Raw genomic sequence first — 24,888 nt, 5'->3', positions numbered from 1 at the left:
ATCGCTCCGCTACGCCACCTGATCGCCGAATCCCACGAGCGCGGCGTCCTCGAGACACCGCTCGGTCGCGGTCTCGAGGTCGAACTCCCGGACGATCTCCCCATCGCGGACCAGCGGCTCGAGCAGGGACTCGCCGTCGGCGGGGCCATCGCCGTCGGCGAGCGTGACGTGGTGTCCGCCCGCGGGGGTCCGATAGACGTCCTTGACGCCGGAGAGTTTGCCCCGTTTGGAGATGGGCTCACCCTCGATCTCGACGATATCGAGGCTGAAGTCCACGGCGTCGGCACCCGTGATGTGACTGCCGACGCCGAACCCGTCGGCGACGTCGGTCAGGGATCGCATCGATTCGGGCTCGAGCCCGCCGCTACAGAAGATGTCGACGTCCTCGTAGCCGCGGGCGTCGAGCTCCCAGCGGACTTCGCGGACGATGTGGCGGAAATCGCCCCGTCGCGAGCCGGTCGTGTCCAGTCGAACGCCGTCGAGGGCGTCGCCGAGCGTCTCGGCGGCCAACAGGCTCTCGCTTTTCTCGTCCCAGAAGGTGTCCGTCAGCGCGATCCGCGGGACGTCCTCGCCGACGGCCTCGTCGAACGCCGTCCAGGCGTCGGCCTGATTGCCCTCGCCGAAACAGAACATGAGCGCGTGGGGCATCGTCCCGCCCGCCTGCCGGCCCAGCACCTCGCCGGCTGCGACGTGGGAGAACCCGTCGAGACCGGCGAGCAACGCGGCTCGCTCGACCGTCGTCGCGATCGAGGGATGGACGTGTCGCGCACCGAACGACAGGACGAGCGAGTCCGGGGCCGCCGATCTGGCCTCGAGTGCGGCCGTCGCGAACCCGCTTGGCTGTGAGCAAAAGCCAAGCAGCGAGGTCTCGAGTTCGGCGAACTCGAGGTAGGGACCCTCGATCCGGCAGACGGGACCGCCGTCGAACAGTTGGCCGTCGGGAAGGCAATCGACATCGACGTTCCGGCCCTCGAACAACGTCGCGACGTCTTTCACGCCCGTGAAGACCTCGAAGCTCCCCGTCGGGAACTGGTCTGCCGTCACTTCGGCGACGACGTGGGGGTTCTTCGCCGCGTGCTCGAGCGTGGTCCGTGTGCGCTCGAAGTACGCGTCCGTTGCATCCCCCTCGAGAATCGCTGCAGGGGGAACAGTTCCGAACGGATTTGACATATCGTCGGTTTCCCGTGGGAGGCAAAAAAGCTACCCGTCTGCCGACGAACGCGACGCAGCCGGGCTGTCGGTCGGTAGCGTCGACACTGTCGCCGCCGGCTCGCGGGCTGGGCCGGACTCGAGCGACGGGCTCGATCCCGATGCCGTCGCGTGAACGGCAGCGAGTTCGTCGACGGTCGGCGCGCTGACGATTTCGACCGTGTCGTCGGCGACCGTGACGCGGTACGCGCCGGTGAAGGGCTCGCCGTCGGGGATCCGATAGACGCCGTCGCCGGCGGATTCGACCCGCTCGGCCCCGTTGTTCGAGAGGAGTTGCCGGTAGGCATCGGCGAACGCCGTCGCATCCGCCGGGCGCTCCCAGGCGAGCCGCCAGACGTGTGCCGTCCGATTCCGCTCGTCTCCGTTTCGGTAGACCCGGAGGCTGTCGCCGGCCCAGCCCTCCGTCGCGGGGTAGGAGTAGTTGTATCGTGAGCCGTCGGTAGCCCCCTCGGTGAGTGGCCGCTCGACCACGCCGTTGGCCCAGAGCGTCGCGAACAGGGTCGCTTCGCCGATCGTCTCCGTTCGGGGTTCGCCGTCGCCGTCACCGGCGCTCTCGGTGATCGGTCTCCAGTCGTCGCTCGAGCGATCCGGGACGTCGACGTCGACGGGGTCGGTATCCGGATAGAGATCGGGGTGGAGGAGCTGGGCAGTACTCCGTGGTGGCTCGGCGTGTGCGCGATCGACGGCGGCCCAGCCGCCGCGTTCGAAGCGGTCGGCGACGAACCCCGGTCCTTCGGCGTAGGGGGCGTAGATCGAGAGGAAGAGCCCGTCGTTGAACGGGCGCTGTGTGATCGCCTCGCCCGACGCCGTCGCCCCCTGGGTCGCCGGCAGACACTGCCACTCGGACCCACAGCGGCGATCGTACTGCCGTGGAACGGAGGCTGCTTCCCCCTCGAGCAGGCCGTTTTCGGCGCGCAGCCCGTCGATCGTCTCGCTCTCGCGAGCGATGCCGAAGTGTTGGTCCTGCAGGGCGTGTGTCAGCTCGTGGACCAGGGTCCGGCGATCGATGCTGATCGCGTCGGTCTCGTCGACGACGATGACGATCCGATCGTTTACGTAGTATCCCTGTACGGAATCGCCGTAGAGGTCGTCGAACGCCCGATTGACGTCGGTGTCGCCGTCGACGAGGAACGCGGCCCGCCAGACCTCGTTGCTGAACGCCGACGCGTTCTCGGTCCCGCTGGTCCGCCGGTCGCGGTACTCGCTCCGGGTCGTGACCTCGAGTTCGACGTCGCGTTCGTACTTCAGGCCGCGGACGACCTCGATCCGAGCCATCGATCGATACATCACTGCCTCGAGTTGCTTCTCGGAGAGGTCGCCGCTCGTGTCGAACGCGAAAACGTCGTCGTGGGCGTACTCGCCGACGTGACCGAGTTCGCGGTCGGTGTCGAAGCCGTCCGGATTGCCGGGGAGGGCACAGCCCGAACAGACGACGAGGGCGACGACGACGAACAGCCTCACTCGGCCCATTGGATCACTGTTCGGCGAGACGGCCAAATGTGCATCGGTCGGAGCCGTCGGCGCTCAGTCCCGATCGCTACCGATCCGACCCCAGGCGAGACGCGTCCCCGCGCCGAGTACCACGACCGCGATCGCGCCCACAGCCGCCGTGAGGCCGAAGCCGGGGACGCTATCGCTCCCCTCGACGATCTCGAGGGTGTCCTCACCGTCGGGTGCCGCACCCGCTTCCACGTTCGGGAGCTCCGCGACCGACGGCGCACGGACGATCGTCAGGATCCGGTTGGTTCGATCGAGATAGTACGCGCCGGCGTAGCCGCCGTCGTCGATCACGTAGGTGTCCTGCCGGCCCTCGACGGGCTCGGCACCGTGGCCCTCGAGGTGGCGGAGATAGCCGTTGACGAACTGCTGGGTGTCCGTCCCCGACTGCCACTGGGTTCGCCAGACGTAGCCGGCGTGGCCGGCCGCCTCGGCCGGGTCGCTCGCGGCCTCGGCCTCGTCGTTCGTGTAGACGACCAGCCGATCGCCGCTCCACCCGTTGGTGTAGGAGTGGTTGTAGTTGTACCCCTCGTCGTCGAGGAGTTCGTCGGTTCCGATCACCGACGACCCGCCGTCGAGCGCGCCGGCGGCGAACATCGCGACCATGCCCGCCTCGCCGACGGTATCGTTGGCGACCACGCCGTCGACGCGGAGCTGTCGCCAGTCCTCGCTCGAGCGATCCGGAACCGAGATGTTGACCGGGTCGCGCTCGGAGCCGGGATGGATCACGGCCGAGGTGGTCGTCGGCGGATCGTCGTAGGCCGCGTTGACCGCCGACCAGCCCTCGCCTTGCTGGCGCAGGTAGTTGACGTAGTGAGGGCCGTCGCTGTAGGGCTGATAGACGGTGAAGTAGATCCCCCAGTTGATGTCGAGGGATCGATCGGTGTCCCCCTCCGTGGGGCTGAGACAGTGCCACTCGTACCCACAGCGGGTCTCGTACTCGCGTTCGACCCGGCTGGCATCGCCCTCGACCAGTCCGTTTTTCGCGAGTTCGCGGTCCTGTGTCCGTCCTCCGAGGGCGGACAGATCGAACCGCTGGTCCTGGAGGGCGTGGACGAGCTCGTGGCCGAGCGTGAGTTCGTCGAGCTCCGGCGTCTCGGGGCTCTCCGAGACGATGACGATCTCGTCGGTCTCAGGGTCGTAGTAGCCGGCGACGGCACCGCCGTAGACCGTCTGGGTCGCGTCGACGGCCTCCGTCTCCCGATCGACCATGAACAGCGCCTCGTAGGCGACGTTCTGCTCGAGGCGGTTGGCCGACGAGACGTTCACGAAGCGGCCGTCGTTGGTCTCCCGGTACTCCGCTCGGGAGACGACTTCGACGTCGACCTCCTCCTCGAACGTCATGTTTCGAATCCGTTCGACGCGGGCCATGGCTCGGTAGACGACGGGATCGAGCGCGTCCTCCTCGACGACGGCGTCGGACTGCTCGTCGACGGGGAGTTCGTCGTCGTACCAGTAGCCCTCGACGTAGCCGATCGTGTCCTCGGTCGTCGGATCCGCGGGGCGGCCGTCCTGGGCCACCGTACTCCGAGCGGCAGTCGACTCGAGGGCGGCGTCTGGGGCCGAATCGGAGGTCTGAACGGCGGTCGAATCGGGGGTCGCGTTCGTGGCTGGGCTCGCTGCCAGCACCGGGCCGGCGAGCCCACCGGTCACCAGCACCGCAGTGAGTGCGACCACGAGGAGGGAAACGGACGGGCGGGTACGCGTCGATCTCATGTGGATTGACTAGCTATCCGTTGGAACGGCCGTGCAAAAAGGGCGGCGGTTACACTGTTCGAGACCGACCGCCGTCGGCTGCGACCGCGTGTGGATCGGCGGTGTGATCGAGGGCGACGGCCAGCCTCGTCTCCGGGTGAGTAGGGTCGATGCCGTGGCCGTCCCGTGGTCCACTCGAGTCGCCTGTTCGTCCGAGGCGTCGGGAACCCATCGCCAACGTCGCGTCCCCCGTTCGCCCGCGGGCCTCGGCGGCCCGCCACCTGCCGCCGATCGGGTTGCCGCTCCGGTCTCGGCGTTCGAGGACGCCCCGCACGCGGCGCGAACGTTTTTACCGTCCCGTCCGTACGACCGCTTAGCCATGCGCCTCGAGCCAGCGAACACGGCAGTGGTGGTCGTCGACATGCAAAACGGGTTCTGTCATCCCGACGGCTCGCTGTACGCGCCGGGCAGCGAGGCGGTCGTCGAACCGATCGCAGAACTGGTCGACCGCGCCCGCGACGCCGGCGCACGCCTGCTTTTCACCCGCGACGTCCACCCACCGGAACAGTTCGACGACGCCCACTACTACGACGAGTTCGAACAGTGGGGCGAGCACGTCCTCGAGGGGTCCTGGGAGGCCGAAATCGTCGACGAACTCCCCGTCGAGGCCGCCGACGACATCGTCGAGAAACACACCTACGACGCCTTTCATAACACGGAACTCGAAGGGTGGCTGAACGCCCGCGGGATCGACGATCTGGTGATCTGTGGCACCCTCGCGAACGTCTGCGTGCTCCACACCGGCGGGAGCGCGGGGCTGCGTGACTTCCGACCGATCATGGTCGAGGACTGTATCGGCGCGATCGAGGACGAGCACCACGAGTACGCCCTCGAACACGCCGCGTGGCTGTTCGGCGAGGTCGAGCCGAGCGACGCGATCGAGTTCGCGTAACCGACCGGCGACGCGGCCACACCGGCGATTTTTCACGGCCTCGGTCCAACACTGGGTATGACCGCGATCCGACCGTACCTCGCGACGGCACACTGCTCGCGTCTCGAGCGGACGAGCAACGGTGAGAGCGAATGAACCGACAGCGGTTGCGCCCGATCTATCTGGTGGGTATCGCACTGAACGCGGTGGCGTTCGCGTACGCGGTCACGAACGGGACGTGGCTGTACGCCGGTGCGTTCGCGTTCGTGGCGGTGTATCTCGTGGTGCGGCTGCGGATGCTGTCGACCGATCGCTGAGAGACGAGCGCGCGACGCCACAGTCGGCCTCGAGTGAGGGGCTTTTCCGATCGTCGGTCGAACGAGCGGATATGAACGGAGCACAACCGGGGAACGGCGAGCCGATCGGTCAGGCGCGACTCGGGTCGAGAACGGAGCGGGATGTCGAATGAACGAGCAACGGCTGCGACCGGTGTACCTGATCGGCGTCGCAGGCTGTGCGTACGCGCTCTGGTACTACCTCTCGGTCGGTGCGACGGTGTACGCCGCCGCGTTCGGACTCGTGACGGTGGCACTCGTGCTCCGCCTCCGGACCGTGACCGCCGACGACTGATACGGATTCGTGTCCGTAGTTACCGCCGATCGGCGACCCGCGAGGCTGATCGGCGGTAATTGATGACACGAATCCGTACGACGACGGAACGGCGACTCGAGGAGTCCGCTATCGGTCGGCGAGGTGCTCCCACTGACGCACCGTCCCGTCGTGTTCGTCGGCGAACGTCATGGCCTCCTCGTACTCGGAGAAGGGGACGTAGTCCTCCCCCATCGCACCACGGATGTCGCTGTCGACGACGTAGAAGCAGTTCGTCGCGTCCGCGAACGCCGCGGCGGCCACGTGCGTCGAGATGTACGTCGACCTGCTCCGGTCGACCAGGTCGTAGTCGACGCTCGAGTAGTCGGTGACGAACGTCCCACGCGTCGTCCAGCCGCGTGCATCACGTTTCGCGGCGTAGCTGAGGAGTTCGACGACGCTGTCGAACCAGGCCGGTCCGTCCCGTCCGTCAGGTTTGTCGTCCGCGTAGAAGATCTGTCCCGCGGGACCGAAGTGGTCCGCGATCGTCATCCCGCAGACGTCACACGTCTGCCCGTCGGTGAGAGCGATCGGTTCGGCGGGCTCGGCGTCGACACCAGACCCGAGACAGCCCGCGAGGCCGGCGCTCGCGAGCGCGCCCGCGCTGGCCAGTACCCGACGACGAGAGGGCGAGACCGCCGTCGGTGGTCGTCGCCCCGTCATAGTCGTCGTCGGTTGACGGCAACTGCCGCGAGCGCGATCGGAACGACGATCCAGGCGACGAGCGTGGCAGCCAGCAGCCCCGTCGAGAGCCCCGCCTCGGCGAGCACGGCGGCGAACCCGGCGTCGCCGCCCGCGCCGAGCGCCCCGAGGACGAGCGCTCGAAAGACGCCGGTCGGGTTGGCAAGCACCATCGCCGAGACGGCCACGTCGGGCAGCGAAAAGGCCCCGACGACGCCGAGTGCGAGCAGGTCGTGAACGAGGACGAACCAGGCCCACGCGAGGAGCGCGACGCCCAGCGCGTGGGTCTTTTCGCGGGCCAGCGTCGACAGCAAGACGCCGATGGCGAGGAAAGCCAGGCCGAGACCGACCGCGGCGAGCAGGAAGCCGACGTAGGACTCGAAGCCACCGAAGCCGTACTCGAGCAGGAGCAGGATGCCGGCCGCCCCGAAGCCGATGACGGTCGCGCTCGCGAGGACGGTCGCACGGCCGACGGCGGTCCCGAGGACGACCCACGACCGCGAGACGGGCAGCGAGAACAGCGTCTGCAGCCAGCCACTCTCCTCGCGGCCGACGATGGCGTCGTAGCTGAACGCGAGCGCGACCAGCGGGACGAGGTAGACGACGAGCGCGGCCAGGCTCGCGACGATCCGCTCGAAGCCGGCCGGGCTGGCGTCCGAACCGCTGAACGTCGCCATCCCGAGGGCGAAGACGGCGAAGATCGCGGTGAGTGCGACCGCCCAGCGACTCCGCACCGCCAGCCGGTACTCCGTCTCCGCGACGACGAACAGTTGGCCGGCGATCGTTCCGGAGTCGCCGCTGTGAGCCACGGCCGGGGCCGTCTCGTACCCGCCGTCGGGTTTCGGGTCGGCGGAGTCCGATCCGGTGGCCGTCCGGTCGGCGTCGGCGCTCGTTCCCGCAGCCGATGTCCCATCGCGGTCGTCCCGCCGACGATCGGTCGTCATGCTGGCACCTCCTCGTCGTCGGTCTCCGCAGCGAGCGCGTCGTGGAACGCCGCCTCGAGACCCGGTTCGTGCACTTCGAAACTATCGACGAGCGCCTGCGTTTCGCCGAGCGCGGCGACGAGGTCGAACGCGTCCGCACGATCGCAGGCGATTTCGATTTCCTCGCCGGCATCGGTCGCGTCGCCGTAACCCTGAACGGCCTCGAGCAGGGCGGCGCGGTCGTCGGCGGGTCGGCAGACGACGGTCACGCGGTCGCCGGCCGCCCGGCGCAGATCGTCGATGGGGCCGTTTGCGCGCAACCGGCCGTCCTGGAGGATCGCGACCTCGTCACAGAGGCGTTCGATCTCGCTCAGGACGTGCGAGGAGATGACGACCGTGGCGTCGGTCTCGCGGTCGATCCGCTCGACGATCCGATGAAACGCCGCGACGCCGCGAGGGTCGAGCCCCGCGGTGGGCTCGTCGAGGACGAGCACGGGCGGGCGCGAAAGCAGGACGGACGCGAGACCGAGCCGCCGGGCCATGCCGTTCGAGTAGCCCGAGACGGCCCGGTCGGCGGCCTCGGAGAGGCCGACGAGGGCGAGACACTCGTCGATCCGTTCGCGGCGGTCGGCGAGCCCACGGATGCGGGCGTGGACGTCGAGTACTTCCCGGCCGGTCATCGACGGCGGGAAGCCGCTGTGCTCGGGGAGGTAGCCGACGCGCTCGCGGACGCGATGGCCCGCCGCCTCGACGTCGAGACCGCCGACCTCGATGCGCCCCGCGTCGGGCCGATCGTGGCCGACGAGGAGTTTGAACAGCGTCGTCTTTCCCGCACCGTTCGTGCCGAGGACGCCGAACGTCGACCCCGAGGGAACCTCGAAGGAGGGCCCGTCGAGGGCGACGACGTCGCCGTACCGTTTCCGAACGTCAGTGATCGTGATTTTCATAGTAGGACCTCCAGTGGTCGTGGGGTGAGTCGGCGAGGGGTCGGTTGTCGACGATGCCCGGCGTCTCGAGGACGGGGAACGAACTCTCCGCCAGTTTGACCGCGTCGAAGGCAGGGCTCTGAGCGAAGACGGCCGCCTGTGGCCGCTCGTGAACCAACCCCTCGACGGCACCGGCGGGCCGGTGGCGGTTCTCGCTGATCCCGTCGTCGTCGAGGTCGGCGACGCGTGCGTCCGACCAGTAGTTGCCCCGGTCGGTGTCGTTCCAGTGTGTCTGCGAGTTCGTCTCGGCGAAGGCCGCTTCGCCGTTCCGGATGAAACTGTTGCCCGAGACGGTCTCGCCGCTGCTGCCGCCGGTGATGTGGACGCCCACGTCGTTTGCGAGGACGAGGTTCGACTCGAGGCGGTTGTCCTGGGAGTTGTGGACGTAGAGGCCGTTCCCGTTACCGACGAGGTCGTTGCCGACGATCTCGCTGTCCTCGACGTCTTTGACGAGGATGCCGTGGCCGCTCGTCCCGTCGTTGTTCACGGCGGTGTTGTTCAGCAGCGTCAGCCGCTTCGAGACCATCAGCGCGAAGCCGACGTCGTTGTCGAAGGCGACGTTGTCCTCGAGGTGGTTGTCGTCGGAGTACATGTAGTGGACGCCGTAGCGCATGTCCCACATCGTGTTGCCCTCGGCGACGACGCCCTCCGCCCACTGGTAGTAGATGCCGTCGCGGACGGTCGTCACGGAGTTGTTTCGCACCTCGGTGTCGGTCGCCTCCCAGAGGTGAATCCCGTTGCCGCGTTCGGCCAGCGGGACGTCCTCGCGCCCGGCGACGATCGAATCCTCGACGGTCACGTCGTCGACGCTGCCGATCCAGATTCCGAACTGGATCTCGGTCAGTCGGAGCGTCGACAGCGTCGCGTTCGAGCCGTTGACCACGACGCCGCTGTCGGTGTCCTGCCGGTCGAAACCGGAGTTGCGGATCCAGACGTTCTCGAGAGTGACGTTCTCGGCCGCGATCGCGACGACCTGGCCCTCGCCGCCGCCGTCGATCACCGCACCGTCGCGTTCGGCGGCCGCGATCGTCACGTCCGGCGTGTCGACGACGATCCGTTCGTCGAATCGGCCCTCGAGGCGAACCGACTCACCCGGCTCGGCGGCGTCGACCGCCGCCTGGACCGAGTCGAACTCGCGGTCGTCGACCGTCGCGACGCCGTCGGAACGGGGTTCCTCGACGTCGTGAACGGCCGGAACGTCCGCCTCCCAGCCGTCGACGCTTTCGGTCTCGGCCGATCCGCTCGTCGCGGCGACGGCCCCACCGGCTACCGAACAGACGAGGACCACCGCAGCAGCGACGGCGAAGTATTCCTCCCTCATGGCGGGTCACCGTCCGGTGGGGTTCGTGGGCGTCGGTCCGGAGCCACATCGTCGCCGGACGCGTCGGCCGAACGCGAGCGGTCGGCTCGAGCCGCCTGCTGACGGTCGCCGTCGCTGTCCGCGTCCGGACGGACGCCGCCGTCGGTTTCGAGCCGGTGTCCCTCCTCGGAGTCGGGGTTCCGTTTCCGATCGGTCCCCGTGGGGGCCGGTTCGTCGTCGTTCCCGCGACGTCGAATCCGATTTCGGATTCGGTGCCAGCCACCGCGGAGGATCGCGGGTGTCTCGGTGATCGTGGTATCCGACCCTCGGTAGCGGAAGGCGATGGCCAGCAGAACGACCCCGGCGGCCATCATGTAGCCGCCGGGACCGAACCAGGCGGTGCCGCTGATGTTCGCGACCTCGTAGGTGCCGGCAAGCGGCGGCGTAAAGCCCTCGACGCCGTTGAGCGGGGCCTCCGGATCCAGCGAGTGACCGGCCTGGTAGAGCCGGTACTGGATGAGGGCACCCATCGCGCTGAAGAGCGCGATCGAGCCGGCGAACAGGGCAGTCAGCCCCGTCGAAATTCTGCGAGTCGGGAGGGCTGCAACGGCCGCCGAAACGACGGCCATCCCGATGAAGACGACCGGACCGAGGACCCACTCGGGGACGGCGATCGCCTTCTCGTGGGGCTCGTAGTTGGGCTCGACGTACACCGGATCGGGGTAGTAGAACCCGACGTACTTGTTGAGCCCCCGGACCTCCTGCCAGTCCCCGCCGATCCGGGGATGGGCATAGAGCTCCACGACGAGCGGATCGACGTACTGCGGTGCCGTCAGCGTGATCCGCCACACCGGAACGCGCAGGGCGAGCACGAACAGCACGGCTGCGACGAGCGGGAGGAGGCGTCTGAGTTCGAACAGCCGCGTGAGGCGGGATCGGGTCATCGTGAGATCACTCCGCGGGTTCGACGATCAGTCGCGAGCGCATCTCGAGGTGCAGTGCGCTACAGAAGAACGCACAATACATCCAGTAGACGCCCGGTTCGTCGGCGGTGAAGGTCACTTCGCGCGTCTCCTGTGGCGCGAGTTTCATGTTGATGTCGTGTTCGGGGATCGCGATCGAGTGCAGGATGTCGGGGGTCTGCTCGATGTTGGTGACGGTCATCGTCACCTCGTCGCCCTCCGTGACGGTGACCTCCTCGAAGCCGAACTCGTTGCGCGTCGAGTACATCTTCACGTGGACGCGACCGTCCTCGCGGGAGATGTCGATGTCCTCGTGCCCGACGAACTCCTCGTCGTAGTCCTCGGGGTCGTAGACCTTCGCGGGGTCGAGTTTCTCCGCGCTGACGATCGAGGCGTCGTGAGGCTCGGCGTAGGAGGGCGTGTCCTTGACGAGGGACATCCCCTCCTCGTCGTCGCCGATGTAGATCAGCTGGTCGTTTTCGGGGTGCATCGGCCCGACCGGGAGGAACCGGTCCTTCGAGAGCTTGTTCAGCGAGATCAGCCAGTCGCCCTGCGGATCGGTCGTGTAGGACTCCGCGGCGATCAGGTGGCCGGGGTTGTAGTGGACGTCGATCTTCTCGATCACCGGATCGGTCGACTCCTCGCTGGCCTCGACCGCTGCCTCGATGTCCCACTTGACGACCTGAGAGTCGATGAACAACGTCGTGTAGGCGTGGCCGCGGCCGTCGTAGGCGGTGTGGAGCGGCCCCATGCCGAGTCGCGGACGGCCCACGATCGACTCGTTTGGATCGTCGGCCTCGGCGAGCGTCTCGATGTCGATAACCGTCGCCGTCGGGTCGAGTTTCCCGCTGGCGATCGCGTACTGTCCGTCAGGCGTGACGCTGACGCCGTGGGGGCTCTTCGAGACGTCGATGTAGCGAACGATGGGGCGGTCGCCCTCGTTCAGTGCGCTGTCGCGGGTCCCGTCGACGACCGGAACGCCGTTCATTTCGTCGTACTCGCCGGCCTCGACGGCCTCCTCGATGGCGGGTACGTCGAAGGCCTTCACCCAGTCGGTGTCGCTCGAGGACATCTCGCTCTCGGTGGTGGCGTGCTCGCTGTTGTAGCCGGTCGTAAAGAACCACCGGCCCTCCTTGCCGCCGTCGCCGTTGTCCATGTTGCCGTCGACGAGCACCTCCCACTCGACGTTCATCGTCTCGGGATTGATCGCGGCGATGACCGACGTGTAGTTCTCCGGGTCGGTGAGGTCCTGCCCGTCGTTTGGCATCGGCACACGGAACTCGCCGACGCCGAAGACGTACTTCGTGTCCGGCAGCAGACAGCAGGCCCCGTGGGTCCCCTGCTGGTTCGGGATGTCGACGATGGCGTCGGTCTCGAAGTACTTCAGGTTGATCCGGGCCATCCGGCCGTTGGCCTTGTCGTTGACGAACGCCCAGCGGCCGTCGTAGTCGTTGTCGGTCTGGCTCACGCGCGGGTGGTGGGTGTCGCCCCACGAGTAGCCGCCCGCGTCTTCCAGCATCTCGCTGGTGCGGTCGTCGTAGCCGTAGCCACGGGCGCTCTCGCGGCCGAACACCGGGATCCGCATCAGCTGGCGCATCGACGGCAGCCCGTACACACGGATCTCACCAGTGTGACCACCCGAGAGGAACGCGTAGTAGTCGTCGTGTTCACCGGGTTTGACGTCGGTCTTGACGTCCTCGAGGGCCACTGAATCGTCGCCGCCGAGCAGTCCCGTACAGCCAGCCATCGAGGCCATCGCGCCCGTTGCAGCCCCTGCCTTCATGAAATCCCGCCTGGGAATACGGTCGAACAGCGGGTCACGCTCCGAATCCGCGTCGAGCGTCGATTCGGTGGGGCTGTTCGTCTCGGTCGATCGGTCGTCGGAATCGTTGGGTCGGGTCATTGTCCTGTCGAAGTTCGTCCGCAGTCGCCACGCGACGTGTGATCCGGGATTGCAGGCACCAACCTGCGATCCCGCTCGTTACGATTCGCCCTCGAGGGTCCACCCTAATAGGAGAGAGATGACTTCCTGCGGACTGGAAAGGAGGGTGAACGTGTTCGGCGAAAGCTAGTAACGGACTACTCGACAGGTATGATTCCGTATAGAACAGTAATGAATTTATGTCCCGAAGTCACCGCTCGAGCGGCGATCCGCTCGCGAAGACGGTAGCGCGCGACGGAGACGCGAAAACAGCGACGGTCGAACGCGACGGCTCCCGGATACTACTGGATCGCAGTCGATACGAAGCCGGTCGCGAGTGTAGGGCCGTCACCTGCGGAGACGATCGTCGACATGCGATCGGCTTCACGTCGTTCTGTCCAGCAGTATTACTCCGGACGGAACACGCGATACGCGCCCTGACCGATCGCCACGGGCTTCGTCTCGCCGTCCGGAGCCGTGCTCTCGACGGTGATCTCGCTGACGCCGACGCTGCCGCCGACCCGGATCACGTCCGCGGTCGCCACGAGATCCGCCGTCGCCGGCCGGAGGTAGTTGACGTTCAGGTTGATCGTCGCGATCCGCACGTCGAAGGGGTCGTCCATCGCCGTCCGGAGCACGAGCCCGCCGACGGTGTCGATGAGCGTCGCCGCGACGCCGCCGTGGAGGTCCCCCTGCTCGTCGGCGTCGGCGCTCGGGCGGATGTTCGTCAATTTCTCGTCGTAAGGAATCGACATCGTCATCGTCCCGTCGCCGACGTTGTCGACGTTCGTGCCGAGCCACGAGAGGAACTCCTGGTTCTCCTCGAGGAAATACTGGAGCATGCTCTCGAGGTCGTCGAACTCGTCAACCGCGTCCATCGTCGGCCGCTCCTCGGTCATAGCCACCCGTCTCTCGGCGACGGTCTTGACGGCTGCGTTTCCTGGCGTGTCCGTTGTCAAGCGTTTGTTCGCTCGAAGACGGAGGAGCGAACGGCTCTCTCTTTCCGTGTGAACGTGTCCGATCGGGGATCCCTTCGGAACAGGGCGAATCGGATACCTGATTACGCATCGGACGCCCAGCAGTGGAAATCGACAGTCCGTTCGTCGATGTTCTCTCCATCGACCGTCGTTGCGACGGCCGTATAACGACCGTGTAGCGGCTTTTCTCCGAGGTGGACGCTGTACGTTTCGCGGGTCCCGGTATCGTCGCGCGAGTGGTTTTCGGGGATCGGAACCGAACTAACGAGGTTCCGGTCAGCGTCGTAGAGTCTGACGATATCGACGTTCCTCTCGGTCACGTTCGATCGATAGAGTGTAACGTCGAACACCGCGTCGCCGTCCCCTGTCGGACTCGCACCGATCTCTCCGATGACTGAATGATTACCACCCGATTTGTAAAACATTTCACAATCACCAGCTTTGCCCGATTCCGTGACTCCGGAAGTCATCGAACACCCTGCAAGGGTAGCGAGTACGGCGATCAGTACCACGAGAGAGACGCCCGTTTTATTTCGTGATTCCATTATTGATTTATAGTTTGTTGCCGTTTTCGAGCGGGTCGAGCGCTCCGTTCTACTCATGACCGTATCGTCACGGAAGCCCGATATAGCCGCCATCCAGCGAGCGTCGCCACGTCGCGTCGATCCCTCCTGCGGTCGATACAACGCACGTACCATTGATCTCCTGTGTCCCCTCGTAATCACCGATCCACTCGACCGCAAACGAGTCTATATCGAAACCGGTCTTTTGCCGATGAGGCCGAACCGTGTCTTCGTTCAGGACGAACGACCCGGAGATACCGGCGGACGCACCCGCGCCACCCGACGTTTCACCGCTGACCTGCGCACCGACGTCGACGGTCATTCCATTCTTTGACTTGTCTCCGCCCGGGTCGTAGCTCTCGAGGTCGGCGATTCCCAGATCCATCTGCGACCAAAAGTTCTCGATATTACCCGTACGCTCATCCGTAGGAGATTGTTGATACTGCTGAGCGGTCGCTGTGAAGTCAAAGAGGACAAGGGCACCGCGTCAGCGGTGCCCGACACGAATGATTCCACTCGATGTGTTTGGGTCGGAATCGGTCGCAGCGGACCTGTTGCAGCAGGTTCGCTGGCGTGACGGTGTTACCTGTCCCCGCTGCCGTTCTGACCGTACGGTCAGAAACGGCAGCTACAGAGAGTTCCAACGGTATCTCTGTAAGGATTGCGACCGCACGTTCAACGACAAGACGGGCACGATTTTCGCTCACTCGAAGGTTGCACTCCGCCGGTGGCTGTTCTCGATCTACGCGTTTCTCCGGTTTAACACGAGTCTCCGACAACTCCAGTGCGAAATCGAGGTCACACATAAAACGATGCACCGGCGCATCGAGCGCTTCGCCAGAGCGCTCGATGCGCCCTCTCTCGATCTTGTCGGCCCAGTCGAAATCGATGAAGTGTACGTTTCTGCCGGGAAGAAAGGCCGCGAGCGCGACCAGGAGTCGCGCTCGCGTGGCCTGTCCACGCGTGGGCGAGGTTCATATGACGGCGACAAGCCACCCGTGTTCATTCTCGCTGATCGCGGCACAGGACAGCGGTACGTAATCCCAGCGAAAGCCGCCAACGAGTCGACGATTCGACTCCTCTTGGCAGACCGCCAAGAGGAGTCGTTGACTGTCTATACTGACGGCTTTCGAGCGTACGAGCCACTCGAAGCGGACGACGCATTCACCCGTGAATACGTCGTCCACGGTGACGGTGAATACGCCGACGAAGAGGTCCACGTCAATACCTGCGAGAGCCACGCGTCGCTGACGCGACGGTGGCTCTCGCCGCATCGAGGTATCTCGAAAGATAAGCTGACACAGTATCTCAGAGCGTTCCAGCTTCGCCGAGAACTATATCGAAAACCGGGACGAGACGCACTCAAACACGCTATTCGAGCAACACTCTGAAATCAACAATGAACTACGCAAGAGCGTTACCCGTATAATGAGAGTGGTCTTGCGATCGGGCGGACATCCACATCCAGTACATGTAGTACTCGTCTCCCTCTTCGTTGTAGACTCCAGTTTTATATCGTGCGGCGTAACAATCCGCTTCAACGACGGTCCCGCCGCCCGGACTCTTCACTTTTAACGTGTCCCTATCCGACCACTTGATTTCGCCTGGATCTGTCGCAGGATTCTTCCCCGCTATTTCGACGTCGTCGGACTGCAACGATGCAGGAACGATCGCACTATCTGATCGCGTATTTCGAGGAACGAGGTCGAGAGCTTTTCGATCCCCGTACTTGTCCGCCATTTCGATCATGAATTCCCTGTGTTCCTCGTCGGACATCCCGTCGTCCGTTTCGTCGATCCGTGTCGCCCGTGTTATTGGACCATCATCCGCGGAACCCGCCGCTGGAGCACTGTCGGCAGTCACCGATTGAGAGGTGAGTCCGAACCCACAGAGACCGAGACCCAGAGTTTTGAGAGCGGGACGTCGACCGAGTCCGTTCGGTTTTCCATCAGACATCGCGATAAGATATTAGTCAATTGTAGTATTGATCTTACCTATAGAATTACGAATCAGAATATTCGACGGTACTTTTAATACGGAATCTATCGTGCGAGTGGCTCGGTCGATACTTCCATCTCACGAAACGATACTGGAGGACAGAGAGATCGCATAACAGGGATCAGAAGGGCAGATATCCGGTTATCGGCACCGAAGAAAGAGAGGCACTGGAAGAAGAGATCCGTCTGAGCTACGGTTCCTGTCGAAACGAAAGAACGGGGCTACTCAAAGAGCCTCTATCGAGCGAATCCGCACCCGAACCCCCTCCCCAGGTTCGAACGACCGATCCGGGCAGATCAGTTTCGCGCCGAACTCGCCGTCTCGAGCACAGAACAGCGACAGTCCGGTAATCGGCTCGTCGTTTGCCGTCACGGTCACGTCGTCCCACGCGATCGTTCGGCCGGCCGCGACGCCGAGGCGGTCCCCGTTCAGCGAGACGACGCTCTCGTCGGTGCCCGCCTGCTCGAGGGAACCGTCACGCGCGAGCAATCCGCCACCATCGTAGTGTGGGAGGCCGCCGTCTACGACGCCGCCCCCGTCGGCTCCCACACCGACGAACGCCGCGCCGGGGTTCGGATGTGCCGGTGCGTCGAGTACCGCGTAGGTGTCCCCGGTCGAGACGACGCGGCCGGTGCCGTCCCACTCGAGTGGCCGTATCGACACGCCGAGTTCGATCGGCAGCGAGTCGGACGCGCGGTAGGGGTTCTGATCGGGGCCGCGAACGCCGACGTGGAGGTGATTGTCGACCCAGGGTGCGAAAAAGCCCGCCCGGATAAGCCGGCCCAGCGAGTCACCCCGTTCGACGTGCTCCCCGACCTCGACCGAGGGCTCGACGTGGAGGATCCTGACCGTCAATCCGTCGAGCGGGTCGGGACTCGAGGGCTCGAGCAGGATGAGGTGGTCGTGTTCGGGCGCGTAGGGCTTCGGCGGTGCGCGAACGGTACGGGTTTCGCGGACGATGCCGGAGACCGGGCTCGGCGCGACGGTGGTCCGGCCATCGACGAGGGTGCCCGGATACAGATCGATCGCACAGCCGCCGTCGTGGGCGGGATACGGCGAGTTGTAGAGCGAGAACCGCTCGTAGCGCGCCAGTACGGACTCGGGAAGAGTGACGGCCATCGATTACCGTAGTCTGGGTAGCGAGAGCGTTTAGATGCACTGGGTCGAACGTCCGGTATGCGTGTATTTCGCGGGCGGGCCCCGTCTATCGAGCGCGATCGCGAGGCCAGCCGAACGTTGCTCTCGATCGCCGCCGACGGCGAACCCGCCGTCCGCGTCTGGACGCCACACCGCCAGGTCGCGTTCGGTCGGCGGGACACCCGTCTCGAAGGCTACCACCGCGCCCGCGAGGCCGCACGCGAGCGCGGGTTTCCGCCGATCGAGCGCGACGTCGGCGGTCGAGCGGTCGCCTACGACGGCGAAACGACGCTGGCGTTCGCTCGCGCCGAACCGATAGCGGATCTCCGTACCGGCTCGACCGAACGGTACGAGCGCGCCACGACCGCCCTCGAGGGGGCGCTTCGATCCCTCGGGCTCGAACCGATCCGCGGCGAGCCCGAGGAGGCGTTCTGTCCCGGGACGCACTCGCTGTCGGTGACGGACGCGACCGCCGACGGCGGGCGACGGCGGAAGGTCGTCGGGCTCGCCCAGCGCGTCCGACAGGACGCCGCCCTCGTCGCGGGTATCGTCCTCGTCGCCAACCGCGAGGCGGTGACGGGGGTTCTCGAGGGCGTCTACGATTCGCTCGCGGTGCCACTGGACGCAGCGACGGTCGGCACCGTCGCGGACGCGGGCGGTCCCTCCGAGCCCGCGGCCGTCCGATCGACCATCGAGAACGCCCTGATCGGCGACGCGACCGACGTGTCGGCCGAACGCATCGACGGCGAGTAACGACCGAGAGTGTTTTCGACGCGTGGACCGGTGATGTGGCATGGGAGAGAGATACGACAGCGTCCGGGAACTCGCGACCGTCGCTGACTCCCGCGTCGACGCCGAGCGAGCGCCGGTGGTCGTCATCGCGGGCTGTGGAGCGGGGACGACCGTGGCACAGCTACGCGAGTACGACGTGGACGCGTACGGCTTCGACTCGTCGCCGACGGTTCTGGAGACGGCACCGTCGCCGGTCCGAGAGCGGCTGCTCGAGGCCGATCTCCGCGACGAGGACCTCGTCGCGTCGTTGCGCGAGGCGTTCGGAATCGACGAGATCGACGTCTTCGTGACGGAGAGTCTACTCTCCTTCCTGACAATCGAGGAAGCGACGACGGCACTGGCCCGAATCCGGGAGACGGACGGGGTCGGGACGCTGGTCCACCAGGTCCGGATAGACCCGCCCGTGGCGGCCCAGGAGGGGGAGATCGACGTGACGATCATGCCGCCCGCGGAGTGGCAAGCGGCGTGTGATCCCGACGGCGAAGACGTCTGGCGCGACCCGATGGAACGGCTGGATCTGCCGCCCGACGGGACCGACGTGAGGTAACGTTTTTCCGCTCCGCGCCGTCGGACTCGAGTATGGAACACCGAACGCGACCGGTGCGATCGGAGGCTCGTCGATGACGGCGGACGCCCCGGAGACGACGGACCCGCTCTGGGAGGAACTCCTCGCGGACGCGAGATCGATCGCCGAGGAGTACCGCGAGGACGGCTGGGACGCCGTCGTCCTCGAGCCGACGGCCGTCTCGCCGGTCGAGCAGGACGAACGGGTCGGGCTCGACGTCACAGTCAGTGCAGCGGAGTACGATATCGTCGCGGAGCTCGTCGAAGCGGGCGAGGTCACGATCACGGCAGCCGACGTCTACTACCGCCCGCCCGCCGAAACGGGGAGCGATCGACGGGTCGCGCTGACGGTCGAACGCGACGACGCGGCCGAGACGGCGATCTTCGTTCCGCTCACGTACGATCTGGCGGCGTGTCGATCGGTCTTCGAGACGGCGCTCCTCGAGGAAGAACTCCTGACCCACGTGACGACCCAGTCGACCGACCAGTGGGTGAGTTTCTCCCACGACGATCCGTCTCTGTTCCTCGAGGAGTCGGACGTTCGGGCGTGGGGTCCGGACGACGAGTGAGGCCGGTTACTCGTCGGTCCGGAAGGAGAGATCCAGCGACGGTGCCGAGTGGGTGAGCGACCCCATCGAAATCACGTCGACGCCGGTGGCAGCGTAGTCGGGAACGTCCGCGACGGTGATCCCGCCGCTGGCTTCGACCAGCACGCCCTCGTAGTCGGCGAGCTCGGCGACTGCTCGCCGGGTGTCCCCGGGCGACATGTTATCGAGCAAGACGACGTCGGCACCGGCAGCGGCCGCCCGCGGCGCATCCGCGACGGTCTCGACCTCCACGTCGATCTTCGTCGCGAACGAGGTCCGCTCCTGGAAGCGTTCGATCGCGTCCTCGAGCCCCATCTCGGCGATGTGGTTGTCCTTGACCATCACCATGTGGGAGAGGTCAAGCCGGTGGGTGTCGCCGCCGCCCGCGACGACGGCGCGCTTCTCGAGGCCACGCAGACCCGGGGTAGTCTTCCTGGTCGCGGCGATCGAGACGGCCTCGGATTCGGCCCTGGCCGCGTCGACGGCTGTCCGCGTCCGGGTCGCGATCCCCGACGCGTGGCCCGCGAGATTCACGGCGACGCGCTCGCCGCGGAGGACCTCGCGTGCTGTCCCCTCGACCCGGAGCACGTCGTCGCCGGGTTCGACGGCGGTGCCGTCCTCGAGCCGATCGGTCACGGTCACGTCGAGATACTCGAAGACGGCCGTCGCGGCCTCGAGGCCGGCGACGACCCCCGAGTCCTTCGCGACGAGCCTGCCGGTCGTCTCGCCGGGGACCTGATTCGTCACGTCGTGGTGGCCGACGTCCTCGCGGAGCCAGCGTTCGACCTGTGCGTCGGTGATCATAGCTGTGTCAATCGTCCGCCGGCGATTCGGGCACCGACTCGTCGGCGTCGGTCGCGACGTAGTGACAGCCCACGGACTCGGTGTTCTCGCTGGCCGCCCGCGCGATCAGCAATGCGACGACGCTGGCGTTTCGAAGTTCGTAGAGGTCCCGCGCCGTCCGGGTCCGGATGTAGGCGTCGACCTCGCCCTTGAGCCGCCGGAGGACGCTACTCGCGCGAGCGATCTCCTCGGGATCGCGCTCGAGGCCCAGATACTCGTCCGTCGTTTGCGTGAGTCGGGTGAACTTCTCGGCGGCGAAGCGCTCGGGGAGAGTGGGGTCCCGGTTGGAGAGTTCGGGAGCCTCGACGGCCTCGGCCTCGAAACCGGTCGCATCTTCGCCGGCGCGGAGCCCCCAGACGAGTCCCTCGAGCAGGCTGGTACTGGCCAGTCGGTTCGCGCCGTGGACGCCGGTCCGGGCGCACTCGCCGACGGCGTAGAGCCGATCGAGCGAGGTGCGACCGCGGTCGTCGACGTCGATCCCACCACACAGGAAGTGCTCGCAGGGAGCGACCGGGATCTCGTCGCCCTCGAAACCTCGGTCGCGGCACTTCTCCGCGATGGCGGGATACTCGGCCGCGAACTCGAGGGGACTCACGTCCAGGACGACCTCGCCCGTTTCCTCGCGCTCGGTTTCGACCGCGCGGGCGACGACGTCCCGCGGTGCGAGATCACCCTGTGGGTGATAGTCCGCCATGAACTGTTCGCCGTCGCCGTTTCGCAACACTGCACCCTCCCCGCGGAGGGCTTCCGAGAGCAGGAAGGGATCGTCGCCGGCGTAGGCGGTCGGATGGAACTGGACGTACTCCATGTCCGCGACATCCGCGCCCGCGAGCGCGGCCATGGCGATGCCGTCGCCGGTCGCATCGTCGGGGTTCGTCGATCGCCCGTAGAGCGCGCCGACGCCGCCGGTCGCGAGGACGGTCGCACCCGCGTAGATCGGGTGCCCGTCGGACTCCTCGTCGCTGACGACACCGTGGACGCGTCCCTCCGCCGTGATCAACTCGAGGGCGGCGGTGTCCTGCCGGACCTCGATGCGCTCGTGGTCGTCGACGTAGTTCAGGAACGGCCGCAGGATGTGTGTCCCGGTCGCGGCGTCGACGTGGAGGATTCGGTACTCGGAGTGTGCCGCTTCGCGCGTGTAGTCGAACGCCCCATCGTCGGCCTCGTCGAACCCGACCTCGAGGGTGTCGACGAGCACGTCTTCGACGGCGTCGTCGGCCTCGGCGACGAGGGTATCGACAGCGTCCGGATCGGCAGTGCCGTCGCTGGCGTCGATGATGTCTTCCTTGAGCGACTCCGGATTCCCGCGCGTCGTCGAGATGCCGCCCTGGGCCCAGTCGGTGCTGGCGTCGTCGGGTTTCGTCGCTTTCGTCAGCAAGAGCACGTCTGCACCGTCTCTGGCGGCCGCGAGTGCGGCCGCACAGCCCGCGATGCCGCTGCCGACGACGAGAACGTCTGCGGTCTCGCCGTCGGTCGTCGTCGCCGTGCTGGTGTCTGTTTCGGTCATCGTTAGATCTCGAGCATGCGGTCGAGCGCGACACCCGCGAGTTCCTTCTCCTCGGGTGCGACCTCGATCACGTTGTGTTCGCGTCCCTCCGCGAGTTCCTCGAGCACCCAGGTCAGGTAGTTGGGGTCGATCTGGCGCATGGCGTTGCAGTCCATGCAGGCGTCGCCACAGAGGGGCACGACGTTCACCTCGGGGTGCCAACGCTGGAGGTGGTTCGTGAGGTGGATCTCGGTGCCGATGGCCCACGTTTCGCCGGGGTCGGCGTTTGCGACGGTCTCGCAGATCGTCGCGGTCGAACCCGCCACGTCCGCCGCTTCGACGACCTCGCGACGACACTCGGGGTGGACGATGACGTTCGCATCCGGGTTGTCCGCCCGGACCTGTTCGATGTGGTCCTCGCGGAACCGCTCGTGGACCTGGCAGTAGCCGTCCCAGAGGATGATGTCGCTTTCAGCGACCTCGTCGGCGTCTTTCCCCTCGGGGTCCCACGGGTCCCACTCGGCGATCTCGTCTTCCATCTCGAGCCGGTGGGCCGTGTTCTCCCCGAGGTGCTTGTCGGGGAGAAAGAGGACCTTGTCACCCTCGTCGAAGGCGTACTCGAACGCCTCGTGGGCGTTCGAGGAGGTACAGACGAGCCCGCCCTGGCTCGCACAGAAGGCCTTCAGGTCCGCGTAGGAGTTCATGTAGGTGATCGGGATGATATCGGCGTCGGGCGCGGCCGCCGTGATCTCGGCCCACGCGCTGTCGACCTGCAGGGCCTCGGCCATGCCGGCCATCGGACACGACGCCTCCATGCTCGGGAGGATCACGGACTGGTCGTCGTCCGTAATGATGTCCGCGCTCTCGGCCATGAACGTGACCCCGCCGAAGATCACGTACTCGGCGTCGGCCTCAGCGGCCTCCTTCGAGAGCTGGTAGGAGTCACCGATGAAGTCGGCGTGCTCGACGATCTCCCGTCGCTGGTAGTTGTGCCCCAGGATGACGACGTCGTCGCCGAGTTCCTCGAGCGCCGCCTCGATGCGTTCGGTCCGTTCGTCTTCCTCGAGCTCCCGGTACCTCGATGGGAGTTGCTCGAGGGTGTCGTATTTGAACAGACTCAGATCAGTTTCCAGCTCCGCCGTTTCCATTTTGACCATCTTACGTCACCAGTGGCTGTTTGCATATCAGTGGCGACTATTGAATAACTTTTTCCTTCGAAAAAGGATACTGGGGGAATACCATCGACGTATACAACGACCGAAAACCAATTGTCGGTTGTTCGTCGGAACCGATGAGTTCCGAACACAGACAGTCAGGACTCCGGTCAGTGGAGCCCTTTTCGCTGGGATTCGTAGCAGTAGTATGGCGCTCGAAGAGGCCTTCTCGAACTTCACGCGACGGGACTGGGAGCGCGAATCGATCGCGGGAACGGTTCGACTCGCAATCATCGGGGTCGGCGGCTTCGCATGCCAGCGTGCGCTGCCCGCGATCCACAACGGAAACTACTGCGAGCCGACAGTACTGGTCACGAGCTCCCCCGATCGCGCGACTGACGTCGCCGAGGAGTACGACGTCCCACACGTCATCGATTACGACGCGTTCCTCGCGGGCACCCATACGGACGCCTACGACAGCGTCTACGTCGCGACGCCGAACGCCTTCCACAGCCAGTACGCGACCGCGGCAGCCGACTTCGGAAAACACGTCATCTGCGAAAAACCGCTCGAGACGACCGCCGAGCGCGCTCGGGAGGTCGTCGACGCCTGCACCACGGCCGGCGTGACGCTGATGACCGCCTATCGGCTCCAGACCGAGCCGACGGTTCGCCGGACGCGAGAACTCGTCCGCGAGGGCGCGATCGGTGACGTCGTGCAAGTCCACGGCAGTTTCTCACACCCGCTTCTCGAGACCGCGAGCCCCGACACGTGGCGGCTCGATCCCGACCTCGCCGGTGGCGGCGCACTGGTCGACCTCGGGGTCTATCCCCTCAATACGATTCGCTTCCTCCTCGACTGTGAGCCGACGGGCGTGTACGCGACCACCACCTCGAGTGGCGGTCCCTTCACGGGGATCGACGAGCACGTCGCGTTGCAACTCGAGTACGAGACCGGCGCAACCGCCTCGTGTACGGCCAGTTTCGACGCTCACGCCCGGAGCGCCCTCGAGTTGGTCGGCACCCAGGGCATGATCGACATCGAGTCGCCCTTCGGCGGCGTCGTCCCCCAGGAGATCGTCGTCGAAAGCGGCGACGTCCGGATGGAGTACACCGGCCCGACCATCGACGAGGTCTGCGAGGAGTTCGACTACTTCGGCTACTGCGTGCTCACCGGCACCGACCCCGAGCCCGACGGCGAGGACGGCCTCGCGGACTTACACGCTATCGAAGCCGCATACGAATCGGCCGAGACGAGGTGTCGGGTCGCGCTCGACTGACGTTCGATCCCGTTCGGCCATAGTCTGGGTCCTGAGAATCGTTCCGAGAGACATCTCGAGTGAGTCGATAGAGAGGCGAGAGAACGAAGCGGGCGATCACTCCGGAGACAGTGACAAAACGGGATCAGAGAGTGAAACGCGAGAAAAGCCTAGGCCGGGATTTGAACCCGGGCTCTCGTCCTTACCAAGGACGCGCTTTACCCAAGCACTCTCTGGCCTATTTTCGGGCAGGTATTGCCGGAGAGTGCGCCACTTCGGCCCTTCTTATGATATTATAGTAACTGTACTTTTATAAAATGTGGGGTGGGAGCAGTGTATGTCGAGTCAAGACCAATCCGTTTCCCTAACTTTCAAGATTGATTTGGCCTCGTTCGGCTGTTTCTGGTGATATGACCAGCGCCCACCGTGACTACCTATGTGGTTGCCACCGACGAAAGGGATTCATTCGTTGAGAGTGACGGTCCGTATATGACCGACGGGAATCCCGATATTCGACTACCTGACGACGAGGACGAGGTGATAGAGATTGCGGAAGCAGAGACGGACGAAGAGAAGACGCTGGCTGTCGCACAGGCTCGCCTGATTGGCGACTTGTAGCAGGTAGACACTCGAGTTCACCTACTTCAATTATTTAAACACGGTACCAATATCTCGGTTAGATTTGGCCCCGAAAATCGGACATTCAGAGAGAGCGCGAGAGGGGGTCAGGGGGTCCGGGTTCATCAGGAGGCTATCCCATCTACGACTCGAGTGGT

General features: G+C 65.6%; 26 protein-coding genes. 9 read left to right on the top strand and 17 right to left on the bottom strand.

Annotation, left to right across the window (positions count from 1 at the left end):
• Positions 1-9 precede the first annotated feature (9 nt).
• Genes J0X27_RS10575 through J0X27_RS10565 form a run of 3 tightly spaced genes read right to left on the bottom strand, consistent with a single transcriptional unit; the run spans position 10 to position 4,422 of the window.
• Positions 10-1,170: a nicotinate phosphoribosyltransferase gene (locus J0X27_RS10575; protein WP_207269165.1), complete on the bottom strand. Its 1,161-nt coding sequence runs from the start codon at positions 1,168-1,170 to the stop codon at positions 10-12.
• 30 nt (positions 1,171-1,200) lie between these two features.
• Entirely contained in the window at positions 1,201-2,679 is a 1,479-nt protein-coding gene (locus J0X27_RS10570; RefSeq protein ID WP_207269164.1) for an Hvo_1808 family surface protein, read from the bottom strand.
• A gap of 54 nt (positions 2,680-2,733) precedes the next feature.
• Positions 2,734-4,422 (bottom strand): Hvo_1808 family surface protein, encoded by a 1,689-nt coding sequence (locus tag J0X27_RS10565; protein WP_207269163.1) that lies wholly within the window; start codon positions 4,420-4,422, stop codon positions 2,734-2,736.
• 358 nt (positions 4,423-4,780) lie between these two features.
• On the opposite strand from J0X27_RS10565, the gene J0X27_RS10560 reads away from it, so the two are divergent.
• From J0X27_RS10560 to J0X27_RS10550, 3 genes are all read left to right on the top strand, one after another.
• Positions 4,781-5,353, top strand: coding sequence for a cysteine hydrolase family protein (locus J0X27_RS10560; RefSeq protein WP_207269162.1), 573 nt, complete (start codon positions 4,781-4,783; stop codon positions 5,351-5,353).
• A gap of 131 nt (positions 5,354-5,484) precedes the next feature.
• Positions 5,485-5,649 carry a hypothetical protein gene (locus J0X27_RS10555; RefSeq protein ID WP_207269161.1) on the top strand — a complete coding sequence of 55 codons (165 nt, stop codon included), beginning with the start codon at positions 5,485-5,487 and terminating at the stop codon, positions 5,647-5,649.
• Between the two features lie 148 nt (positions 5,650-5,797).
• The gene (locus tag J0X27_RS10550) at positions 5,798-5,962 is read left to right on the top strand and encodes a hypothetical protein (protein ID WP_207269160.1); all 165 of its coding nucleotides are present in this window, start codon (positions 5,798-5,800) and stop codon (positions 5,960-5,962) included.
• A 108-nt stretch (positions 5,963-6,070) separates the two neighbouring features.
• Here J0X27_RS10550 and J0X27_RS10545 read toward each other — a convergent pair whose 3' ends face one another.
• From J0X27_RS10545 to J0X27_RS10505, 9 genes are all read right to left on the bottom strand, one after another.
• Positions 6,071-6,643, bottom strand: coding sequence for a nitrous oxide reductase accessory protein NosL (locus J0X27_RS10545; protein WP_207269158.1), 573 nt, complete (start codon positions 6,641-6,643; stop codon positions 6,071-6,073).
• A complete protein-coding gene (locus tag J0X27_RS10540; RefSeq protein ID WP_207269156.1) occupies positions 6,640-7,605 on the bottom strand; it encodes an ABC transporter permease in 966 nt (321 codons plus the stop codon). The genes J0X27_RS10545 and J0X27_RS10540 overlap by 4 nt, the downstream gene beginning before the upstream one ends.
• Positions 7,602-8,531: an ABC transporter ATP-binding protein gene (locus J0X27_RS10535; RefSeq protein ID WP_207269154.1), complete on the bottom strand. Its 930-nt coding sequence runs from the start codon at positions 8,529-8,531 to the stop codon at positions 7,602-7,604. The genes J0X27_RS10540 and J0X27_RS10535 overlap by 4 nt, the downstream gene beginning before the upstream one ends.
• Positions 8,512-9,891, bottom strand: a complete 1,380-nt coding sequence (gene nosD / locus J0X27_RS10530; RefSeq protein WP_207269152.1) for a nitrous oxide reductase family maturation protein NosD — start codon at positions 9,889-9,891, stop codon at positions 8,512-8,514. The genes J0X27_RS10535 and nosD overlap by 20 nt, the downstream gene beginning before the upstream one ends.
• The gene (locus J0X27_RS10525) at positions 9,888-10,814 is read right to left on the bottom strand and encodes a hypothetical protein (protein WP_224214597.1); all 927 of its coding nucleotides are present in this window, start codon (positions 10,812-10,814) and stop codon (positions 9,888-9,890) included. Before J0X27_RS10525 ends, nosD begins: the two co-directional genes overlap by 4 nt.
• A gap of 7 nt (positions 10,815-10,821) precedes the next feature.
• Positions 10,822-12,735 (bottom strand): TAT-dependent nitrous-oxide reductase, encoded by a 1,914-nt coding sequence (gene nosZ / locus J0X27_RS10520; RefSeq protein WP_207269150.1) that lies wholly within the window; start codon positions 12,733-12,735, stop codon positions 10,822-10,824.
• A 425-nt stretch (positions 12,736-13,160) separates the two neighbouring features.
• A complete protein-coding gene (locus tag J0X27_RS10515; RefSeq protein WP_207269148.1) occupies positions 13,161-13,652 on the bottom strand; it encodes a PaaI family thioesterase in 492 nt (163 codons plus the stop codon).
• Positions 13,653-13,813: 161 nt separating this feature from the next.
• A complete protein-coding gene (locus J0X27_RS10510; protein WP_207269147.1) occupies positions 13,814-14,155 on the bottom strand; it encodes a hypothetical protein in 342 nt (113 codons plus the stop codon).
• Positions 14,156-14,342: 187 nt separating this feature from the next.
• A complete protein-coding gene (locus J0X27_RS10505; RefSeq protein ID WP_207269145.1) occupies positions 14,343-14,678 on the bottom strand; it encodes a hypothetical protein in 336 nt (111 codons plus the stop codon).
• A 121-nt stretch (positions 14,679-14,799) separates the two neighbouring features.
• Here J0X27_RS10505 and J0X27_RS10500 point away from each other — a divergent pair, with 121 nt between their 5' ends.
• The gene (locus J0X27_RS10500) at positions 14,800-15,684 is read left to right on the top strand and encodes an IS1595 family transposase (protein ID WP_207269143.1); all 885 of its coding nucleotides are present in this window, start codon (positions 14,800-14,802) and stop codon (positions 15,682-15,684) included.
• A gap of 13 nt (positions 15,685-15,697) precedes the next feature.
• Here the strand turns inward: J0X27_RS10500 and J0X27_RS10495 are convergent, their stop codons facing one another.
• Entirely contained in the window at positions 15,698-16,069 is a 372-nt protein-coding gene (locus J0X27_RS10495) for a hypothetical protein (protein ID WP_207269141.1), read from the bottom strand.
• 447 nt (positions 16,070-16,516) lie between these two features.
• Complete coding sequence (locus J0X27_RS10490) at positions 16,517-17,410, bottom strand: DUF8155 domain-containing protein (RefSeq protein ID WP_207269140.1); 894 nt, start codon at positions 17,408-17,410, stop codon at positions 16,517-16,519.
• A 57-nt stretch (positions 17,411-17,467) separates the two neighbouring features.
• On the opposite strand from J0X27_RS10490, the gene J0X27_RS10485 reads away from it, so the two are divergent.
• From J0X27_RS10485 to J0X27_RS10475, 3 genes are all read left to right on the top strand, one after another.
• Positions 17,468-18,181, top strand: coding sequence for a lipoate--protein ligase family protein (locus tag J0X27_RS10485; protein ID WP_207269138.1), 714 nt, complete (start codon positions 17,468-17,470; stop codon positions 18,179-18,181).
• A 40-nt stretch (positions 18,182-18,221) separates the two neighbouring features.
• On the top strand, positions 18,222-18,767 hold the full coding sequence (locus tag J0X27_RS10480; protein ID WP_207269136.1) for a class I SAM-dependent methyltransferase: 546 nt from the start codon (positions 18,222-18,224) through the stop codon (positions 18,765-18,767).
• A 73-nt stretch (positions 18,768-18,840) separates the two neighbouring features.
• Entirely contained in the window at positions 18,841-19,353 is a 513-nt protein-coding gene (locus J0X27_RS10475; protein ID WP_207269135.1) for a DUF7529 family protein, read from the top strand.
• A 6-nt stretch (positions 19,354-19,359) separates the two neighbouring features.
• Here J0X27_RS10475 and nadC read toward each other — a convergent pair whose 3' ends face one another.
• From nadC to nadA, 3 genes are read right to left on the bottom strand one after another with little or no spacing between them, the layout of a single operon-like run.
• Positions 19,360-20,175, bottom strand: a complete 816-nt coding sequence (gene nadC, locus J0X27_RS10470; RefSeq protein WP_207269134.1) for a carboxylating nicotinate-nucleotide diphosphorylase — start codon at positions 20,173-20,175, stop codon at positions 19,360-19,362.
• 7 nt (positions 20,176-20,182) lie between these two features.
• Entirely contained in the window at positions 20,183-21,721 is a 1,539-nt protein-coding gene (locus J0X27_RS10465) for an L-aspartate oxidase (protein WP_207269133.1), read from the bottom strand.
• A gap of 2 nt (positions 21,722-21,723) precedes the next feature.
• A complete protein-coding gene (gene nadA, locus J0X27_RS10460) occupies positions 21,724-22,857 on the bottom strand; it encodes a quinolinate synthase NadA (RefSeq protein ID WP_207269132.1) in 1,134 nt (377 codons plus the stop codon).
• Positions 22,858-23,062: 205 nt separating this feature from the next.
• On the opposite strand from nadA, the gene gfo6 reads away from it, so the two are divergent.
• A complete protein-coding gene (gene gfo6 / locus J0X27_RS10455; RefSeq protein WP_207269131.1) occupies positions 23,063-24,133 on the top strand; it encodes a D-xylose 1-dehydrogenase Gfo6 in 1,071 nt (356 codons plus the stop codon).
• Positions 24,134-24,601: 468 nt separating this feature from the next.
• On the top strand, positions 24,602-24,730 hold the full coding sequence (locus J0X27_RS18090; protein WP_277410057.1) for a hypothetical protein: 129 nt from the start codon (positions 24,602-24,604) through the stop codon (positions 24,728-24,730).
• Positions 24,731-24,888 lie beyond the last annotated feature (158 nt).

Origin of the sequence: Natrinema longum (assembly GCF_017352095.1) — an archaeon.
Lineage (GTDB): Archaea > Halobacteriota > Halobacteria > Halobacteriales > Natrialbaceae > Natrinema > Natrinema longum.
This window is presented reverse-complemented; position numbering and strand designations above follow the sequence as displayed.